The sequence below is a fragment of the Mucilaginibacter pocheonensis genome (assembly GCF_031456535.1).
Lineage (GTDB): Bacteria > Bacteroidota > Bacteroidia > Sphingobacteriales > Sphingobacteriaceae > Mucilaginibacter > Mucilaginibacter pocheonensis.
In genome coordinates, this window is record NZ_JAVDUU010000004.1 from 78,961 (window position 1) to 96,140 (window position 17,180).

Genomic DNA, 17,180 nt, shown 5'->3' on the forward strand with positions numbered 1-17,180 from the left:
TTTAGTTACGGGTGAGCCACAGAATAGATGGTCCTGCTTTGGAACTTTTTATTTCGATATTATCCCCGCCTTTTATCTGCTGACCATCAGACGATATCTGGCCGCTTTGCGGATCGACCCAGTGTGATCTGTAGCTGAAGTTTGCAGGCAGATTTAAATGGATGCCGTTATCAGCATTATTATAAACGATATATCCCTTAGCGCCACCTAAAGCCCATTGGTCTTTGGGGGCACCTGGCAATTCAACAGGTTTCATGAAGCTTGCAGCGGTTAAAAACTTGCTGTCTGTACCTGCGGGTAATACCGGCAATGATCCGCCTGCTATAAATACGGCCCATCCAAAATGGTCATAACCGTCAGCAGAATATAATACGGCCTTATCGGGATATTTAACACGGTATTCATGCACCGCACGATAAACCTGATCAAACGAAGTTGCTTTGGGTTTAAAGATACGGGCCTGCTGGCGCGGCGCAAGACTTTGACCGCCAATTGGCGCATAAGCTGCACCATTGGCCTGGTAATACCAATACCTGATATCGATCACATTGATAACCTGGGCTTTTGATGGATCGGCCAGGATGGCGTCCTGTACATCTTTGGTAGCACTTAGGCCAATCACTTCTTTTTTATTGCGGGCGGTTTCCCATTGTTTTATGGTTTCAACCCAAAATTGCATAAAATGGAGCGGGCCGGTAAATTCTGCCCCAATCAACTGAATTACACCGTTGTTGCCCGCAAAGTTATCAAGGCATTTATTAATATAAGCCTGGTGCAGCTTACGCCGTGCCGGATTGGTTTCATCATAAAACTGCTCCGCCATAAACTGGCGCTTATCGCCGGCATAAGGCACGGGTTCAGGAAAGCCGCTGCCATTGATATTATTGGCAGTGCGCCATGGAAAATCAGTATAGTGAGCTCCTGCTTCAATAATATTATGTTGAAAATAATTCTGATGTATCAGCACCAGTCCTTTCTGGTCGGCCAGATCAGCAAATTTCTTCAGGCGGTCCCAGTACCAGGTGTTGTATTTGGTAAGGTCGTATTTACTTAATCCGTCATAGGCCAATTCCTTACCGCTGCGGGCAAAAGGTAGTTCATAAAATGGCGCCCACACATCACCATCCATACGGCGGATGCGTTCATGGTCATCACGGCGGCGATCATACCATAAACCATAGTTATGCTCAAAAACTACAATATTATTCTTAAGCATCCAGTTACTTACTTCGTTAAGGTCATCAGTCAATCCCGTTCCGGTTTGGCCCGGAACCCAACGTGTAATAGCAGGCTTGGCCGTTGTTGATGTATAATCAGGATGAACAGTACCACTCCACCAAGGGGTTTCAAAATGCCTGCCCGCGAGTACCGTATTTCCACGTACCAGCCAACCGTTTTCAATGGTCATTGCCGGAGCTTTAGCCGCAATGGCTGTCGGTTTGTAACCAAGCTGATCAATAGTTTTAGCCCCCGCTGCCGATGTATTTATGGGTGTTCTGTCAACGGCTCTGTCAATCCAATCGCTAATAGTTACTGCAGGTTTTTTGGCGGCTGCCATTAATTCAACAGCTTGTTCAACAGTTGGACTGCTTGACGGCTCTGTGCCCGGGTATAAAATGTTAGCCTGTTTACTTACATCCTTGTTTAAGCGATTAACTAACTGCGCATAATAAAAACTACGGGGATTGATACTACTGTTCGATTCTTCCCAGTAACCGTCGCCTGCAAATTGCGCCCAGGTGCCGAAGGCCCAATTCTGGGCGGTTGGTGGCCTGTAGCAATCAACACGGGCCGCTGTGCAGTTCCAGAATAAACTATTCGCGGCGTTCCAGCCAGCTCCTTGTCCATCCTGACCGCGGTTCATATAACTTAAAGCCTGGCCATCTATATTTCCTATATCAAACAAAACACCGGATGCCCAGCTATCTATACTCCCGCTAAAACTGTTGGATTGCCATGACATACACTGTACAAACGCATTTGGGCCCGGAGCACAATATCCGGTAGCAAAATCATGAAAACCATACTCTGAGTATAAACGCTGAAAAAGTGTTTGCCCGCCCATGGTAAGAAACGTATTCCGGCGCTGTCCTCCTATTTCGGATATTGGAGCAAGTGATTTACAATCTTCAACAGTAATACGATTCCCTGTTGGAGCCACAAACACAGCCGAGCCTGCAAAATGTTCGAATATAACCTGCCGAACCCAGGCATCAGAAACATTTTCCATGGTAATGGCCATCCAGCGATGTGACTCATCCTTAGGGTTTGTGGTGTCATAAGCCGATTGGAGTCTCAAATTTTCAATACCGATTTGCGAAATACGGCCTGGCCACTGATAAGCAGCAATAAAACCGCCGCCAAAAGCGGTATCTAACGCAGTTGTGATCGGCGCATCAAGCGTGATGGCGTCCCCATTTACAGCAGTTATCTTACGATCCCAGTAAATATCACGTTCGCCGGGTTTCCACGACAGCGCGGTAAGGCCCCCACCAAAATGATCTGTTTTTATAGTATCGATCCAGGATTGTGTACTTGGCCTGTGCACCATGACCATATCCCCAGCTTTAATATCAGCACCCGGAGTAATGTGCGCGATACAGGCATTTACAGGTACATAAGCATCTGTTATTTTAATTTCTTTTTGAGTTTGCCGGTCATTTTTCCCGCTTACATGTATAAAAGTCTCTCTATCTTTTCCGGCGGCAAATAATATCGTTCCATTCGTGCCCATACCGCTGCCACGCAATATAACACCCGATGCGTTTATTTTAAGACTTCCGCTAACCTGGTAAATGCCCTTATTGAGCAATACAGCACCACGGATGCCATCCCCGCTGGCAGGTAAAGAAGCCACATAATCCAATGCGGCCTGTATTCTTATTGTAGCATCGTCCGGTTTCAACGGAACAACTATACGCACCGGGGCTTCCGGTATATTTTTTTCAGAAGCCATATATCCGCAATACGAATAGTCGGGTATGCGATCACCGTTGGCAGCTACAGTATAAACCAATTTCCCGCTTTTGTCCGCTGTAACCGGTGATTGCGGCTTAACTATTTTCTTTTTGTTTTGAGCAAACAAGGGTGCATGCAATTGCACACACCCTAACATTAACCAAATCAGAACATAAAGATTTTTATTAAGCTTAGCTTTTAACATCACTGTTTGTATATACTTATTTTAGGTCAGCCAATTTCTTTTCGCCTTTAGCAGCTATGGTATTCAAATAAACCTCAATATTGCTGTATCCGCTTCCGCTTTTTGCAAGCTGTGCCGAATCGTCATGATTTTTGGGGTTTAAGCCATGTTTTATTTCCCAATCATCAGGCAAGCCATCATTATCGGCATCTTTGTATGGCGTTCCTTTGTATTCAGGGTAGCCACCAACCTGCCATGGGGCGGTGATGATACCCAGTTTATAAGAGTCTTTAGGTAATTTACGAACTTTAAACTGATATGCGGTATCGGTTTTCATCTCTTTATAAGTGATCTTTCCGGTACGAACCTGTTCTGTAATGCGTACATCAACCGGATCGCGTTTTGGCAAGGTTGCACCAGCGTTGGCAATAACGAACTTAAGCGCATCTTTAGCCGACAAGATAGTTACCGGGGCCATAGGGAAAGGCACATCCGACTTCATATAATCTTTGTATTCGCCGGCATCAGGCATTTCTTTACCTCCGGGGCCTTCCACCTGTATACCGCCTTTCCATGGGTCTTTGGTTACTTCAGGATATCCTTCCATAATATTGCCAACTGCATACACCCTTCCAAATACCTTTTCTTTGAGTTTACTGCGACCGGATTCGGGCTTTAAGATGCGGTGCCCAACTGGTTCATCTTTTGGTGTAACCGGACCAGGTTTAAAATAATTGTTAATGATATTATAATTGGTTGTATAGTCACCGCCATCCATTGACCGGTGATGCCAGTTAAATACTACGTTATTTATAAAATTATAAACCCCGTTCCATCCCACTGAGGGGTTACGACCGGTATTATCAGCCCAAAGGTTGCGTATTAGTGTACTGTTCTCGCCGCCGGTTGTGCTGCCAAATGCATGGTTCCAATAGTCAAGCGACTCCGAATAGATGCAATTTTGTATGGTGATATTAACCGTTCCCAGCTTTTGTTCCTTTGAACCATCACCCGGATCAAACATGTGCCTGTACATAGAAAAGTTTTCATCCAAACCCCAGCTTGCAGATACATGATCGGCAATAATATTTCCTATTGGGTTGCCTCCTAAAGCGTCATCCCGGCGCCCCACATTGGTTTCGCCGCGACGGAAACGCATGTAACGAATAATAACATCATGTGTATTTACCCAAAACGATTCGCCGGCCACACAGATGCCATCGCCAGGAGCAGTTTGACCCTCAATGGTAATATAAGGCGCCCGTACGATGATTGGCGTTTTGATACGGATAATACCTGCTACATTAAATACAATGATACGTGCACCTCCTTTTTCGCAGGCATCGCGCAGAGTTCCGGGGCCACTGTCGGCAAGGCTGGTCACTACATAAACTTTGCCTCCACGGCCACCAAAAGTATATTTACCACCGCCCTCGGCGCCCGGAAAAGCGGGTATTTTAGCTTGCGGCAAATCAGTTGGCCTCGCTGCCCAGGGTACATACACTTTTCCTTTTCTTTGGTCGGCTTGTATAATGGGTAATGCCGCCTGCCATGCCGAGTCAGAACGGCGCATGGCCTCTTTCATCAATGCTTCACTCTCCGCTTTAACCTTTTGTGGTATTTCAGGATATTGTGCAAAAGCTGGTTTAGCAAAACCCAACGCCGCCGTCACTATAAAAAAGGCTGTGTGTTTTTTCATATTTAAATTAATCATATTCTTTTATTATAGGGCGAAAACAAGGTTTCCGCCCCCATTTTTATTGCAACGGATCAAATGTACCACCCCACCCAACATTCTGCTCAATTTTAGGATTATTGGCAATTGATGAGGTGGGAATACCAAAGAAATAGTATTCGTCTTTCCAGCTAATGGTATATCCACTGTCAAGCGGTTTGCTATTCAGCGTAAAATATTGATATGCTTGGTCGGCCGTTAAGCCGTCCCTGTTTGCAAAAGGCGAAGTGCTTAAGCTTTCAGGTGCTGTAGCTGCAATTATATTCCATTGTATGCCGGTACGTACTTTACCGTTTAAAGTGTTTGCAAACAGTTTTCTTCTGCGCAGGTCCCAAAAACGCTTCCCTTCAAATGCAAATTCAATTTCGCGCTCAAACATAATGGCGTTTATCATTTCAACCTGGCTCATGTTTGCTTTAAGGCCGTATAAATTATCGGCGCCAGCTTCAATACCGGCCCGCTGACGTATTTTTATCACGTTATCATAAGCTTCCTGTATACGATTTGTAGCTGCGGCGCACTCAGCAAGGTTTAATAGTACTTCCGAATAGCGTATTTCCATCCAATCGGTGCCGGCATATTGTACATTGCTTTGTAATGATGACGGATCAATAGCTTTACGGCAATAAAAACCTGTTGTTGATGCTTTTGGCTCAACCGTAGTATAAGAATTTGGCTTTTTAGGATCGGGAATATTGTAGTAAGTCCACAACCTGTAATTTTGGTTACCGATGATATTCCAGGTGCAACCATTGTATGCAATTGTTTTATCAAAGCGCGGATCGCGGTTTTGATAGTATGTTTGATCGCTGTATGAATATTTTGAGTCGGCGGGTAGTTTTCCATCCTTCATAGGATACGCTTTTACCATTTCCCAGGTTGGCTGATTACTGCCACCGCCTGTACCCAAATACGATGGCCTTGTCGCGTTATCATAACCGTTATTCTTTTTGGTTTCCGTGTTTAAATTATTATAGCCTGTTACCAAAACAGCTTCAGGGTTATTTACTTCGCTAAACCACATATTATCATATGACGGATTTAAACCGAACCCGCCGGCTTGCAATAAACTTAATGCCTGGACATTTGCTGCGTAAGCGGCTTCCCATCTTTCGGGCTTTGTAGCAGGATTGTTTGGGTCACTGGCGCCAGCGGTTACAAACTGCGGACTTGCCCAGGTTAATAGCACACGGCCTTTAAATGCTGCAGCAGCCCCCGCAGTGATGCGTCCCCAATCTGAACTTGCCGCCCATTTTTTTGGCAGGTATTTTATACAGCTGTCCAAATCGGCACTTATCTGTTTTATACAATCAGAGGTTTTATTACGGGGCAACAGAGCAGCATCCTTAGCCTCCTGACCAACGGCTTGCAATGGAGTTAACACTAATGGTACACCACCATATAACCTCACCAGATCAAAGTAACGGAACGCCCGCAAAAATAAAGCCTGGGCAATTAACCTGTTCTTGGTACCTGCTGGTAGTGTTCCGGCATTTACATCCCTAATAAATGTATTGATGTAACGGATTTTACCATAGTTACTATTAACGTCAACCTTTGTACCAATATCCCCGATATCATTGTTGGTTACTGTTCCCCTGAAAAACTTGGTATCAGCATATGACTCTTCTGATAACGAGTTGGGGTTACCTATAGCCCCACCGGTAACACCGCCCCAATCGGGCATGTTTGAGTTGTATATGTAATTTAAATTCAATACTGCCAATGTAGAATCATTAAATATCTGATTGGCTACCGCATTACCTTGATCTACATTATTAAGCGTTTTTTTACAGCTTGCAAACACCGTGGCTAAACATAAAGCCGGTATTAATATTTTATGTATTTTCATTTTCTTTTAATAATTAAAAACCAACATTTAAACCAAACGATACTGTTTTAAGGGTAGGATAGACATTATAAGGCGTTGCATTATCCCTGTAAGAGTATGGATTATAAAAATTAAACGGATTGGTTGCTACCACATATGCCTTTATACTGCCTACACCCATTTTTTTGACAAGGGATGTTGGAAACGTATATGATAAATTAACATTGCCAACCCTGAATGTATAAGAGCTCTTGTACCAAAAGGCAGACTGCAAGGTATATGAGTCAGCATAATATGGCGCAGGATATTTGGCATTGATATTAGTTGGTGTCCAGTGGTCAGACCAAAATTCCGGACGGTTATCTGTAGCTTTTGCAAGTGCGCGGGCATCGCCTTCAACCATATCCTGGCCACCAAATGACATACCCATGGTTACTGTAAGGTTTATGCCTTTGTAACCTGCACCAAAATTAAGCCCCAGGTTGTAATGATTGCTTGATTTATTGGTGAGGTAATCCTGGTCTTCTTCGCCAATTTTGCCATCGGGTGCGGTATATTGCCCGTCCGGTCCTTTGGGACCGCGTACATCCTGATAATATAACATACCAGGAGCCGGTACTAATCCGTTGATACGCACATCACCCGGCTGAACACCCGCTGCTGCCGCCATTGCGTTTTTCACAGCATCGGCCTGCTCCTGTGTTCTGATCATTCCCAGGTAGTGGTAACCCAATACTCCCCTGTCACTTGAATGACCGGTATTATCCAGATAAGTACCGATATTGCCCAGCGGCTGATCAATTCTTAATTGTTTATCATCATACCACGATAAGAACGGACTGAAGTTGTAAGTAAAATCTTTCCCGATCCTGTCTTTCCAGCCTAATGATATTTCGTAACCAAAAGTGTTAATCGATGCAAAGTTTTCTGTTGGCGGCGCTGCACCAATTAATACTGATACTGATGATGTTAACGCTGACAACATATTATAACGATGCGAAAAATAACCATCGGCAGTTAAAGACAAACGGTTGTTTAGGAATTGTGCATCGATACCAAAGTTGGTGCTCAGGTTGCTGTCCCAGGTAGTATTGGCATTGGCAATTACAATATTTGGTGCATAAGTATTGCCCCGGTCATTATTTCCGCCAAATACGGCGCCTTTGCCGGTTTCCAGCTTATAGTTTTCCTGGTACAGGAATGGTTTTGAACTATCATTACCCAACAAACCTACTGAACCCCTTACTTTCAGGAAATCAACGAACTTAACGTTGCTAAAGAAATTTTCCTTTGAAATTACCCAGCCTAATGATCCTGATGGGAAAAAGCCCCATTGATGCCCGGGAGCGAAGTTATTATTAGCATCGGCACGAACAGAAAGCTCAACCAGATATTTATTGTCATAAGCGTAATTAACACGACCTGCATAAGCCAAACGACCAAACTTAACCACACGGCCATTAGCCTGATCTGTTGCCTGCACGCCAGTAGCAAATTGCATGTTATCCAAGCCGCCTATTAACGTATTCTCACGTGAGGCCGCCAAACTTTCGGCATTGCTGTGCCATTGCTCAAATAAAGCTATGGCTGATATGTCATGCTTACCAAACCTGTTCGCATAGTTAATATTCCCATTAAACTGGTATACATTGGTTAAGCCTGGTGTAAACCTGATAATATCACCGTTTTTTGCTGAGATAACGCTTTGTACATCACCACCAACAATATGTTTATTTTCGCCGAGGTTGGTAAAAGAGTACAGGTTATATCTTGTACCGTATTGTTTACTAAAATCATTGTTGATATTTCTGTTATAGCTTAAAGCAGCTTTTAACCCTTTCAAAAACGGAACTTCATACTCGGCATTAGCCAAAACATTTAGTGTTGTGGTATTTTGCGAAGTGTAATTGTTTAGCTTTTGTACCTCAAAAAAATTGGCGCCCTGATATGAACCTGTGTTTGAAGCCTGCAATACAGGAAGGCCGTTATAATACATTGGCTGAAACTGAGGGATTGCTAACAACGATTTAAAATCGTTGTCCAGGCTTTCAGAGCCTTGTTTAAAGTAGTAGCGTTTACTATAATACGTGGCCCCGCTAACAGAGAGTCCTACCTTTAAGCCGCTGGCTACTTTAGCATCGGTGCTGGCCCTAAATGTAAGCTTATTGGTGCTGGCCCCATCAAAGTTTGAATTTTGCTGGGTGTAGGTACCGCCGGCAAAGTAAGTTGCTTTATCATTACCGCCGCTAACTGATAGGGCATGGCGCATGATATAGGATGACTGCCATGCCTGCCTTAAATGATCTGAACTATTTTTATCGAAATAATCTAATTCGTCAGGACTGTAATATGCATTATCTTTTGTTGTGCCAGTACCTATTACACCTGTTGAAGATAACGTATAGTTATATTTTGTTTGTTCGTAATCATTAAGATAAGTTGCCTGCTGCAAACCGGTCATCATTTTAGGCAGTTCAACCGCGTCAGATATACCGTAGGAGCCACTGTAAGTTATTTTTGGCGCGCCAACCTGTCCCCTTCTTGTTTTAACAACAACAACACCATTAGCGCCAAGGATACCATAAATGGCGGCGGCGGCATCTTTCAACACCGAGATGCTTTCAACCTCACTGGCATCGAGCAAGTTAAAATCCGCCAATGTTCTTTGATTATCATCAATAATGAACAACGGATCTGTTTTACCGTCCTTTGCGTAGAAGACCGGGTTACGGATCTTTATAGTGGCATTTTCACCGGGCCTTGCCACCCCGCCGATTATACTAACGTTAGGCAGCTGTCCCCTCAATGCCGCAGCGAGATTAGTTGTAGGTATATCCTGAATATTTTTCATCTCAAAAGCTGCAATAGCGCCGGTAAGGTGAGCTTTTTTCTGTGTACCGTAACCAACCACTACTACCTCTTCCAGGTTGCTTGAAGTGGCTACCAATTTAAAATCGGCATTCATTTCACCTATTTTCAAGGTCTTTTCCTGATAAGCGTAACCTATGTACCTTACACCTACCACTATGCTTTGTAAATTGGTGGCTTTAAGTGAAAAGCGCCCGTTCACATCGGTTGTTGTGCCACTGTTGCTGCCTTTTATCTGCACGGCAACGCCTATTAGCGGTTCATTTTTGTCGCTGCTCACAACCGTTCCCGTTATGGTACGGTCCTGCGCCATGAGTGTATTACATATTAAAAGCAATACTGCAAACAAGAGGAAAATTTTTCTCATAAAAACTGAATTTGGGTTTCATATAATCGGGTTAATTAATTGGTTATTTGTAATAAGGCATCGCAATCAATACTTCTCAATTATTAATTGCAGCAAGTACCTTGTCTTTTAGTAGTTTACTTTTTTACATTTCTTTCCTTTATACGTTTTTGCCATTCCTCACCCGCCTTTTTCATATCATAACCCTGTGCAGACAGGTAATTATTGATACGTCCTTTAAACTTGCCAAACCATGCGTGTTTTTTTTCTGACGATTCGGCATCTATCGCATTTTCACGGGCTTCCAATAGCCACCCATTTATCTTTGCTTTTTGTGCTTCGGTAAGGTTAGGGAGTTCATCCTGATAGGCAGCATAAGTGATAGGATACACGTTATAGGTCATGCCGTCCTTAACCTTATCTATCTGGTTATTATCCAACTCCTTATTCAATTTGGTAAGGTAAATTACGTGCAATGCTTTTAGCCGCTTGCTCACATTACTGTCAATAACAGCAATCTGAGTGTTAGCAGCAGCTTTGTCATTACCTGCCTGTTCTTTTATTTGCTTGCTTTTGGCGTTGCGGTCGTTATATATATCATTAAGGTTTCGGTACTGATCAACAATAATATCACGTACTCTTTTAAACTTAACCGAATCGCTGATATTCAACGCCGTAACAATTTTGTTTGACCGTTGTGTAATCACCTGCGTATAATTGTCCTGCCTGGCGGTTGGCTGCGGCGTCTGGGCAAAGGTATTCATAACCCCGCCTAAAAAAATCATCAGCACTATCGTATATTTTTTCATAATCATCTGTCGTCAATGGGTTAAAAACTAAACTTCAACAGGTACGTAACTCTGCTTTAATCTTATTATGAATTGATATCAATACGGTCGGACTATTAAATTTAAGCCGGCGTTTTTTTACAATTCCTGCTGTATTTAATTGTGCTTATCACAATTAATCAAATGCATATATTTTATAAATACTTAAATAAAATTTAACTTATGCTTAATTATATTGGTTTATATGTCTTGAGGTAGTCGCCCCTGTAAAACAGGTTGCTTTAACAAATATCAAATATTAGGCATTGTTATTTCTACCTGTATTTATCAATTTATTGTACAATCTTACCATAAGCCATTTTTTAGGGCCCATATGGCCAACGTCAAAAGAATGTTACTTTTTTATAAATTATGTTTCCCCGAAAATTTATACTTTTAAAAATTATAAACCGTTCAACAAACAGTATATAACCTGTTTATTTGTTTACCAGTTAGTGATTTTTTTAAATGAAGCCCCATTTTCTTAAGGTTGCTGTAAAACCTCAAAACTCGTTTAGCATCAGACATGATATTTTGCCCACCTTCAGGGGGATATGGCATTATCATCCCGAACTTGAATTACACTATGTGATTAAGGGCGAAGGCGTGCGTTTTATTGGTGATAATATCAGCAATTTTTCGCCCGGCGAAATTACTTTGCTTGGTGAGGCCCTGCCGCACTGCTGGCGCTGCAAAGACGAATATTTTTTGCCTGATTCGGGTTTGAATGTTGAAGTGATAGTTATTCACTTTTTGCCCGACTGTTTGGGTAAATATTTGTTGAATTTGCCCGAAGCTTACTTATTGCCCAAGTTGTTTGAAAAGGCAAAAAGCGGGATGGTTATTGGCGGCCCGGCAAAGGACCAGTTAGCAAAACTTATGCGCCAGGCCGTAAACGCCACCAACCTCGACCGCATAATCATATTACTATCCATATTGAAAACACTGGCTGAAAATGAAGAGTTTGAACCGATAATTTTGTCGCCAAATGAGTTTCATCAATCCAATGAATCGGATACCATTCGTCTTAATAAGGTTTGCTCTTATACCCTTGCCAATTACAAAGCTGAGATCAGCCTGGAAAAAATTGCAGCTATTGGCAATCTGAGTGTTACCTCGTTTTGCAGGTATTTTAAACTAATGACCAAAAAAACCTATTTTGATTTTTTAACGGAGATCAGGATCAGCCATGCCTGCCGCTTTTTGATAGAGGATAAATTACCTACTGAAGTGCTTTGCTTTGAATGCGGATATAACAATATTTCTAACTTTTACCGTCATTTTAAAAGAGTTACTAAAATGACCCCGCTTGAATACAAAAGAAAATACCTTAAAGGCCAGCCAACTACCTGATAATAAATTTTTTATATTCCTACTCTATTTTGCAAATGAGTATAATCAGTATACAAATGCTCAATCTGGCTGCGTACAGCCGATGAAAAATGGCCCACGTTTCGCCTGGTAGTGGTTGATATTTTTAGCCCGCGTTTGGTTAAGCAATATTTAGCAACTACCGGGTATACATTGTGCATTACCTCCATATTATCGGTCAAAAATTGCTGAACCATAGCTATTTCCTGTCCCAAACTTTCATTATTGTAGCTATTGCAAAGCCAAACTACCATTTCAGGGAAAAAGTTACCCTGTATACAGGAAAGCCCCGCCGAACCCGCTTTTAATGATTCAACCGCATGAACCATATAAGCATCATACAAGCCAAAAGCCGGATTAGCTTTACCCGCCTCAAGTTTTAATCGTATCTGGTTAATATCCAGGCAAGTATCTTTATGATATATCACCCGGCCCGTGCCCACCAGGTCAATCAGCTGCTGTGGGGATAATAATCTTTTGTATGGAACGGGACACTCGTAAAAGCCCAATGGAATGCCCGGGGTTTGGTTGATCAATTCAAAAATATGGTCATTAAATACAGCATCCGCTTCGTTTTGGTCTGCCAGTAAGCTGGTTATGGCAATTACAGCGGCGGTACCTGTGTCATGTACTTTTTTTACAAAATCAGCCTGAGCGGCAATTGGCCCGCCAAAGGTACCGGTGGCTACAACAGGCACCGCCCCGTTAACTACTTTTATAACATGTTTTATCACCTGCAGGCGCTCTTCATCCTGTAGTTCAAACATTTCGCTGGAAAGGCAATTGGCAAATAAACCCGATGCGCCAGCCTGCAAATACATTTCTGTAAGTTGTGTTAATATATCATAATCAATGTCGCCATTGTTTTTAAAAGGAGTTAGCATTACAGGTATAAAACCTTTATTTTTTTGTTCCATTTTAGTGTTTTTTGAAGCTTTTCATGCAGAAATTAACATATTTTATACCGAAAGCTGCCTTGTTTTTGTTAAAAATACGCCTGTCAGAAATATGGTAAGCGTGCCGGCTACAATGATCATATTTGTATTTAAAGTACTGCGGAGTGCGGCATATTCATCGGGGATAATTGTTGGGAAGGTAAGCCATAAAATAACTACCAAACCTATTAATGTGGCGATGATGGCTTCATGGTTACGGGTTTGTTTGCTGATAATTCCGAGCAGGAAAAGGCCCAGCATGCCAGCGGCAAATATGCCCGAAAGCTGCCACCAGATATCCAGAATACTTTTAACCCCGATCATGGCTATCCCCGCTCCCATGCCGGCAAGCCCAAACAGTACGGTCCCGATATGTAATATATTCAGGGTTTGTTTTTCGTTAAGTCCAGGTTTAAAGTACCTTTTATAAATATCAACCGTAAAAACGGTGGCCGAGGCGTTCATACCCGAACTTATAGTGCTCATAGCTGCTGATAATATGGCAGCCACAATAATGCCCACCAACCCGGCCGGAATTTTAGTCACCATAAAATGGGGCATTATTTTATCACCATAGTCGGCGGGGGTTAGTTTAGCCATCAGGTTAGTGATCTCGCCCGGCGAAGCTGATGGCAAGCGCTCCATAGCCACCTGGTGTTTGATGTTCAGAATAAGATCAGGATGCTGACTGTAATAAGCATATAAACAGGAACCTATCACAAAAAACAGGAACGATGCGGGTACATATATACCTACACACAGCCACACCGATTTTGCCGCTTCCTTAGTTGATTTTGCCGCATGATAACGCTGAATATAGTTTTGATCCATCCCAAAATTGTTGAGGTTGATAAAAAAACCATAAAACAGCACTACCCAGAACGTTGGCCCCGTGAAATCAAAAGATAAGCTGCCGAGGCTGAATTTATTATCAGCCCTGCCAATTTCCATGATCTTTGTAAAACCTCCGGGAATGCTGGTAACCACCAGGTAAATAATAAGTACAGCACCCAGCGTTTTAATGATGCCCTGTACCACCTCCGTCCAGATAACCGCTTTTATACCGCCTGATACAGTATACAAGATAATGGATATGCCCATAATGAGCATGATCATCTTCATAGATACTCCGGTAAGCGCCTGCAGGCTTAACGCGATACCAAAAAACACCGAACCCATGCGGGCCAGCTGGGTAAGCAAAAAGCAAATAACCGCGTAAGTGCGCGCCCAGGGCCCAAAGCGTTTTTCGAAATGAGTATAGGCAGATACCTCGCCGGTTTTACGGTAAAATGGTACAAAATATTTTACAGCAACCCACGCCGCAACCGGCATGGAAAGACTAAATACAAATGCATTCCAATTGCCTCCATATGCCTTGCCCGGTACACCCAAAAAAGTATTACTGCTTAAAAATGTGGCATATATGGAAAGGCCGATGGCCCAGCCCGGTATTAAACCCGAAGCCACGGTAAACTGCTCGGCACTTTTATTTTTACGTGAAAAATAAAAGCCTACCAGTATCATCCCGATCAGGTAAATACCTATAATGGCAAAATCAAGCACAGGCAGCGCTTTCATGCGTTAAACTGGGTTTTCATCTGTATTTTATACTGCGGTTTAAAATTGTAAAACAAATTTAACATTGTGCCATTACTGTTTCCTGTAACATTTTTTCAGGCTATTGTATGATATTAGCATTTGGCATTTTTAATTGTCAGTTACTTTCAATAGTAACCCTTGCCGCTTGTAAACCATCTGCTGTAGCACTCAACGTAATTGCACCCGGTTTTACTTTTGATTGTATAACAGCCAGGCCAAATCCGTTAAATACATGGTGTTCATTGCCGGTAAAAGGTTCAAGGTTTGTTTGCGAACCATCATCAAGCGCTTTTAATATTCCCGATCCCTCTACTTTAAATTTAATAAGATGACCAGCATTGGGCACCAGGTTATTGTTCTTATCTAAAACAGAAACGGTAACAAATGAAAGATCATTACCATCGGCTTTTATATGTCCTCTATCTGCCTTAAGCTGTATCCGGTATGGCTGGCCGGCTGTATTTACCTGTGTTGTTAAAACAACCCTCCCATTTTTACGTGAGATTGCTTTTAACGCGCCAGGCTCATATTTAACCCGCCACATTACATGTAGGTCGTCGCCATTCTTTTTCCTTGTTCCTAATGATCTGCCGTTTAAATATAGTTCTACCTCGTCTGCATTATTGTAATAAGCCCAAACATCAATGGTTTGGCCGGGTTTCCAGTTCCAGTGCGGCAGCAGGTGAAGTACTGGTTTATTTGTCCATTCACTCTGGTACATGTAATAAACATCTTTAGGAAAACCGGCCAGGTCAACTATACCAAAGTAGGAACTGCGCGCGGGCCATAAATATGGTGTTGGCTCGCCGATGTAATCAAAACCCGTCCATACAAAAAGGCCCGACAGGAAATCATACTTTTTGATGATCTTCCAGGTTTCCTCATGCGTTGATCCCCAGTAGGCCGAAACATTATCATAGGCAGATACTGTAAAATCAGGGTTGCCATCTTTCAATGGTGTTTTACCATCCTTTGGCCAGCGCCTGATACTGTCTGACGGCATATCATAGTGCCCCCTGGTAGCCAGCGCCGACATATTTTCGGTACCGATAAACTTTTGACCAGGATAGTTCTTTTGAAAATCGGCATATACCTCCTGATGATAATTTAACCCTACCAGGTCAAGCGCGCCGGATTGATATATGAAGTTCTTTTTCGGGTCAGCTTCGCTTAAAGCCGAAGTAACAGGTCTGGTTTTATCCAATTGCTTCACTATATTAACAAGCTCGCGACCAATGCTGATGCCTGTACTGTCAAACTGCTCCCTGATCTCGTTGCCTATGCTCCATGCAAATATGGAAGGGTGATTGCGGTCGCGCAGTACCTGGTCCTGCAGATCTTTTACGTGCCATTTTTCCCAGTCGAGATGGTAATCAAACTTGCTTTTCTTTTTCTTCCACATATCAAAAGCTTCGTCCATTACCAAAAAACCCATTCTGTCGCACAAGTCGAGCAATTCAGGTGCAGGCGGATTATGTGATGTGCGGATGGCGTTGCAGCCCATGGCTTTCAGTATTTGCAACTGGCGTTCAATTGCCCTTGTGTTTACCGCGGCACCTAATGCTCCCTGGTCATGATGCATACAAACGCCCCATATTTTCAGGGGTTTACCATTCAAACTAAAGCCTTTATCTGCATCAAAATTAAAGTAGCGGATGCCGGTGTGCATGGTATAATCATCCGCAAGCCTGCCATCTTCAAATACTTTAACCGTTACTTTATACAAATAAGGGTCGGTTACAGACCACAGCCTGGGATTGTTTACCTGCAAATTTTGGCTTACCATTACAACTGTATCTTTACTGTTTTTTACCGGCGATGTTCTTTGTGCCACAACCTTTCCGGCCGCATCGTAAATAATGGTTTCCAAGGTTATTCTCCCCTTGGCTGCAGGTTGATATACCGATATATTTAAAGCTATTTTGGCAGACTTATCATCAACGTGCGGAGTAGTTATGAATGTTCCCCAATTAACGAGATACGTTTTTGCGGTAGTAACCAGCCTCACATTACGGTATATGCCCGAGCCGGTGTACCACCTGGAATTTGGCTGATCAGCGTTATCTACCCGGACAGCTATTACATTTTGGCCGCCGAATTTTAAATAAGGCGTCAGATCATACCTGAAAGAGATGTACCCGTTTGGCCGTTTGCCCAGGTAATGTCCGTTTATCCAAACTTCGCTGTTACGGTATACTCCGTCAAAATCAATAAATACGCTTTTATTTGTTGATGATGCCGGTATGGTAAAACGCTTGCGGTACCAGCCAATACCGGCGGGCAGGCCGCCTTCGGCTTGTGTGGTAGGGTTTTTAGGGTCAAAGGTGCCTTCAATGCTCCAATCATGCGGCAAATTTAAACTGCGCCAGGTACCATCATTAAATTCTGTGTTTTTCGCTTGCGGGTTATCGCCTAAAAAAAATTTCCAGTTGGTGTTAAAATTCTCTGTCTTACGCCCGCTTTGGGCATTTGCCTCAAAAATGCAGCATAATAGACCAACCAGTAAAAAATAACAACATCTCATAT

The 17,180-nt window shown here is 42.8% G+C and carries 9 protein-coding genes; 1 reads left to right on the forward strand and 8 read right to left on the reverse strand.

Going from position 1 to position 17,180, the window contains the following annotated elements; genetic code table 11:
- Position 1: 1 nt before the first annotated feature.
- From J2W55_RS18820 to J2W55_RS18840, 5 genes are all read right to left on the reverse strand, one after another.
- Positions 2–3,103 (reverse strand): DUF6298 domain-containing protein, encoded by a 3,102-nt coding sequence (locus J2W55_RS18820; RefSeq protein WP_310099268.1) that lies wholly within the window; start codon positions 3,101–3,103, stop codon positions 2–4.
- Positions 3,104–3,179: 76 nt separating this feature from the next.
- The gene (locus J2W55_RS18825) at positions 3,180–4,841 is read right to left on the reverse strand and encodes a pectate lyase family protein (protein WP_310099271.1); all 1,662 of its coding nucleotides are present in this window, start codon (positions 4,839–4,841) and stop codon (positions 3,180–3,182) included.
- Positions 4,842–4,899: 58 nt separating this feature from the next.
- The gene (locus J2W55_RS18830) at positions 4,900–6,729 is read right to left on the reverse strand and encodes a RagB/SusD family nutrient uptake outer membrane protein (RefSeq protein WP_310099274.1); all 1,830 of its coding nucleotides are present in this window, start codon (positions 6,727–6,729) and stop codon (positions 4,900–4,902) included.
- A 13-nt stretch (positions 6,730–6,742) separates the two neighbouring features.
- Positions 6,743–9,943 carry a SusC/RagA family TonB-linked outer membrane protein gene (locus J2W55_RS18835; RefSeq protein ID WP_310099276.1) on the reverse strand — a complete coding sequence of 1,067 codons (3,201 nt, stop codon included), beginning with the start codon at positions 9,941–9,943 and terminating at the stop codon, positions 6,743–6,745.
- Positions 9,944–10,059: 116 nt separating this feature from the next.
- Positions 10,060–10,731: a DUF3826 domain-containing protein gene (locus J2W55_RS18840; protein WP_310099281.1), complete on the reverse strand. Its 672-nt coding sequence runs from the start codon at positions 10,729–10,731 to the stop codon at positions 10,060–10,062.
- A gap of 486 nt (positions 10,732–11,217) precedes the next feature.
- Here J2W55_RS18840 and J2W55_RS18845 point away from each other — a divergent pair, with 486 nt between their 5' ends.
- Positions 11,218–12,102 carry an AraC family transcriptional regulator gene (locus J2W55_RS18845; RefSeq protein WP_310099284.1) on the forward strand — a complete coding sequence of 295 codons (885 nt, stop codon included), beginning with the start codon at positions 11,218–11,220 and terminating at the stop codon, positions 12,100–12,102.
- Between the two features lie 11 nt (positions 12,103–12,113).
- Here J2W55_RS18845 and J2W55_RS18850 read toward each other — a convergent pair whose 3' ends face one another.
- The 3 genes from J2W55_RS18850 to galB form a co-directional block, all read right to left on the reverse strand.
- Entirely contained in the window at positions 12,114–13,037 is a 924-nt protein-coding gene (locus tag J2W55_RS18850; RefSeq protein WP_310099288.1) for a dihydrodipicolinate synthase family protein, read from the reverse strand.
- 42 nt (positions 13,038–13,079) lie between these two features.
- Complete coding sequence (locus J2W55_RS18855; RefSeq protein ID WP_310099290.1) at positions 13,080–14,633, reverse strand: sodium:solute symporter family protein; 1,554 nt, start codon at positions 14,631–14,633, stop codon at positions 13,080–13,082.
- A 136-nt stretch (positions 14,634–14,769) separates the two neighbouring features.
- Positions 14,770–17,178 (reverse strand): beta-galactosidase GalB, encoded by a 2,409-nt coding sequence (galB, locus tag J2W55_RS18860; protein ID WP_310099294.1) that lies wholly within the window; start codon positions 17,176–17,178, stop codon positions 14,770–14,772.
- Between the last annotated feature and the right edge of the window lie 2 nt (positions 17,179–17,180).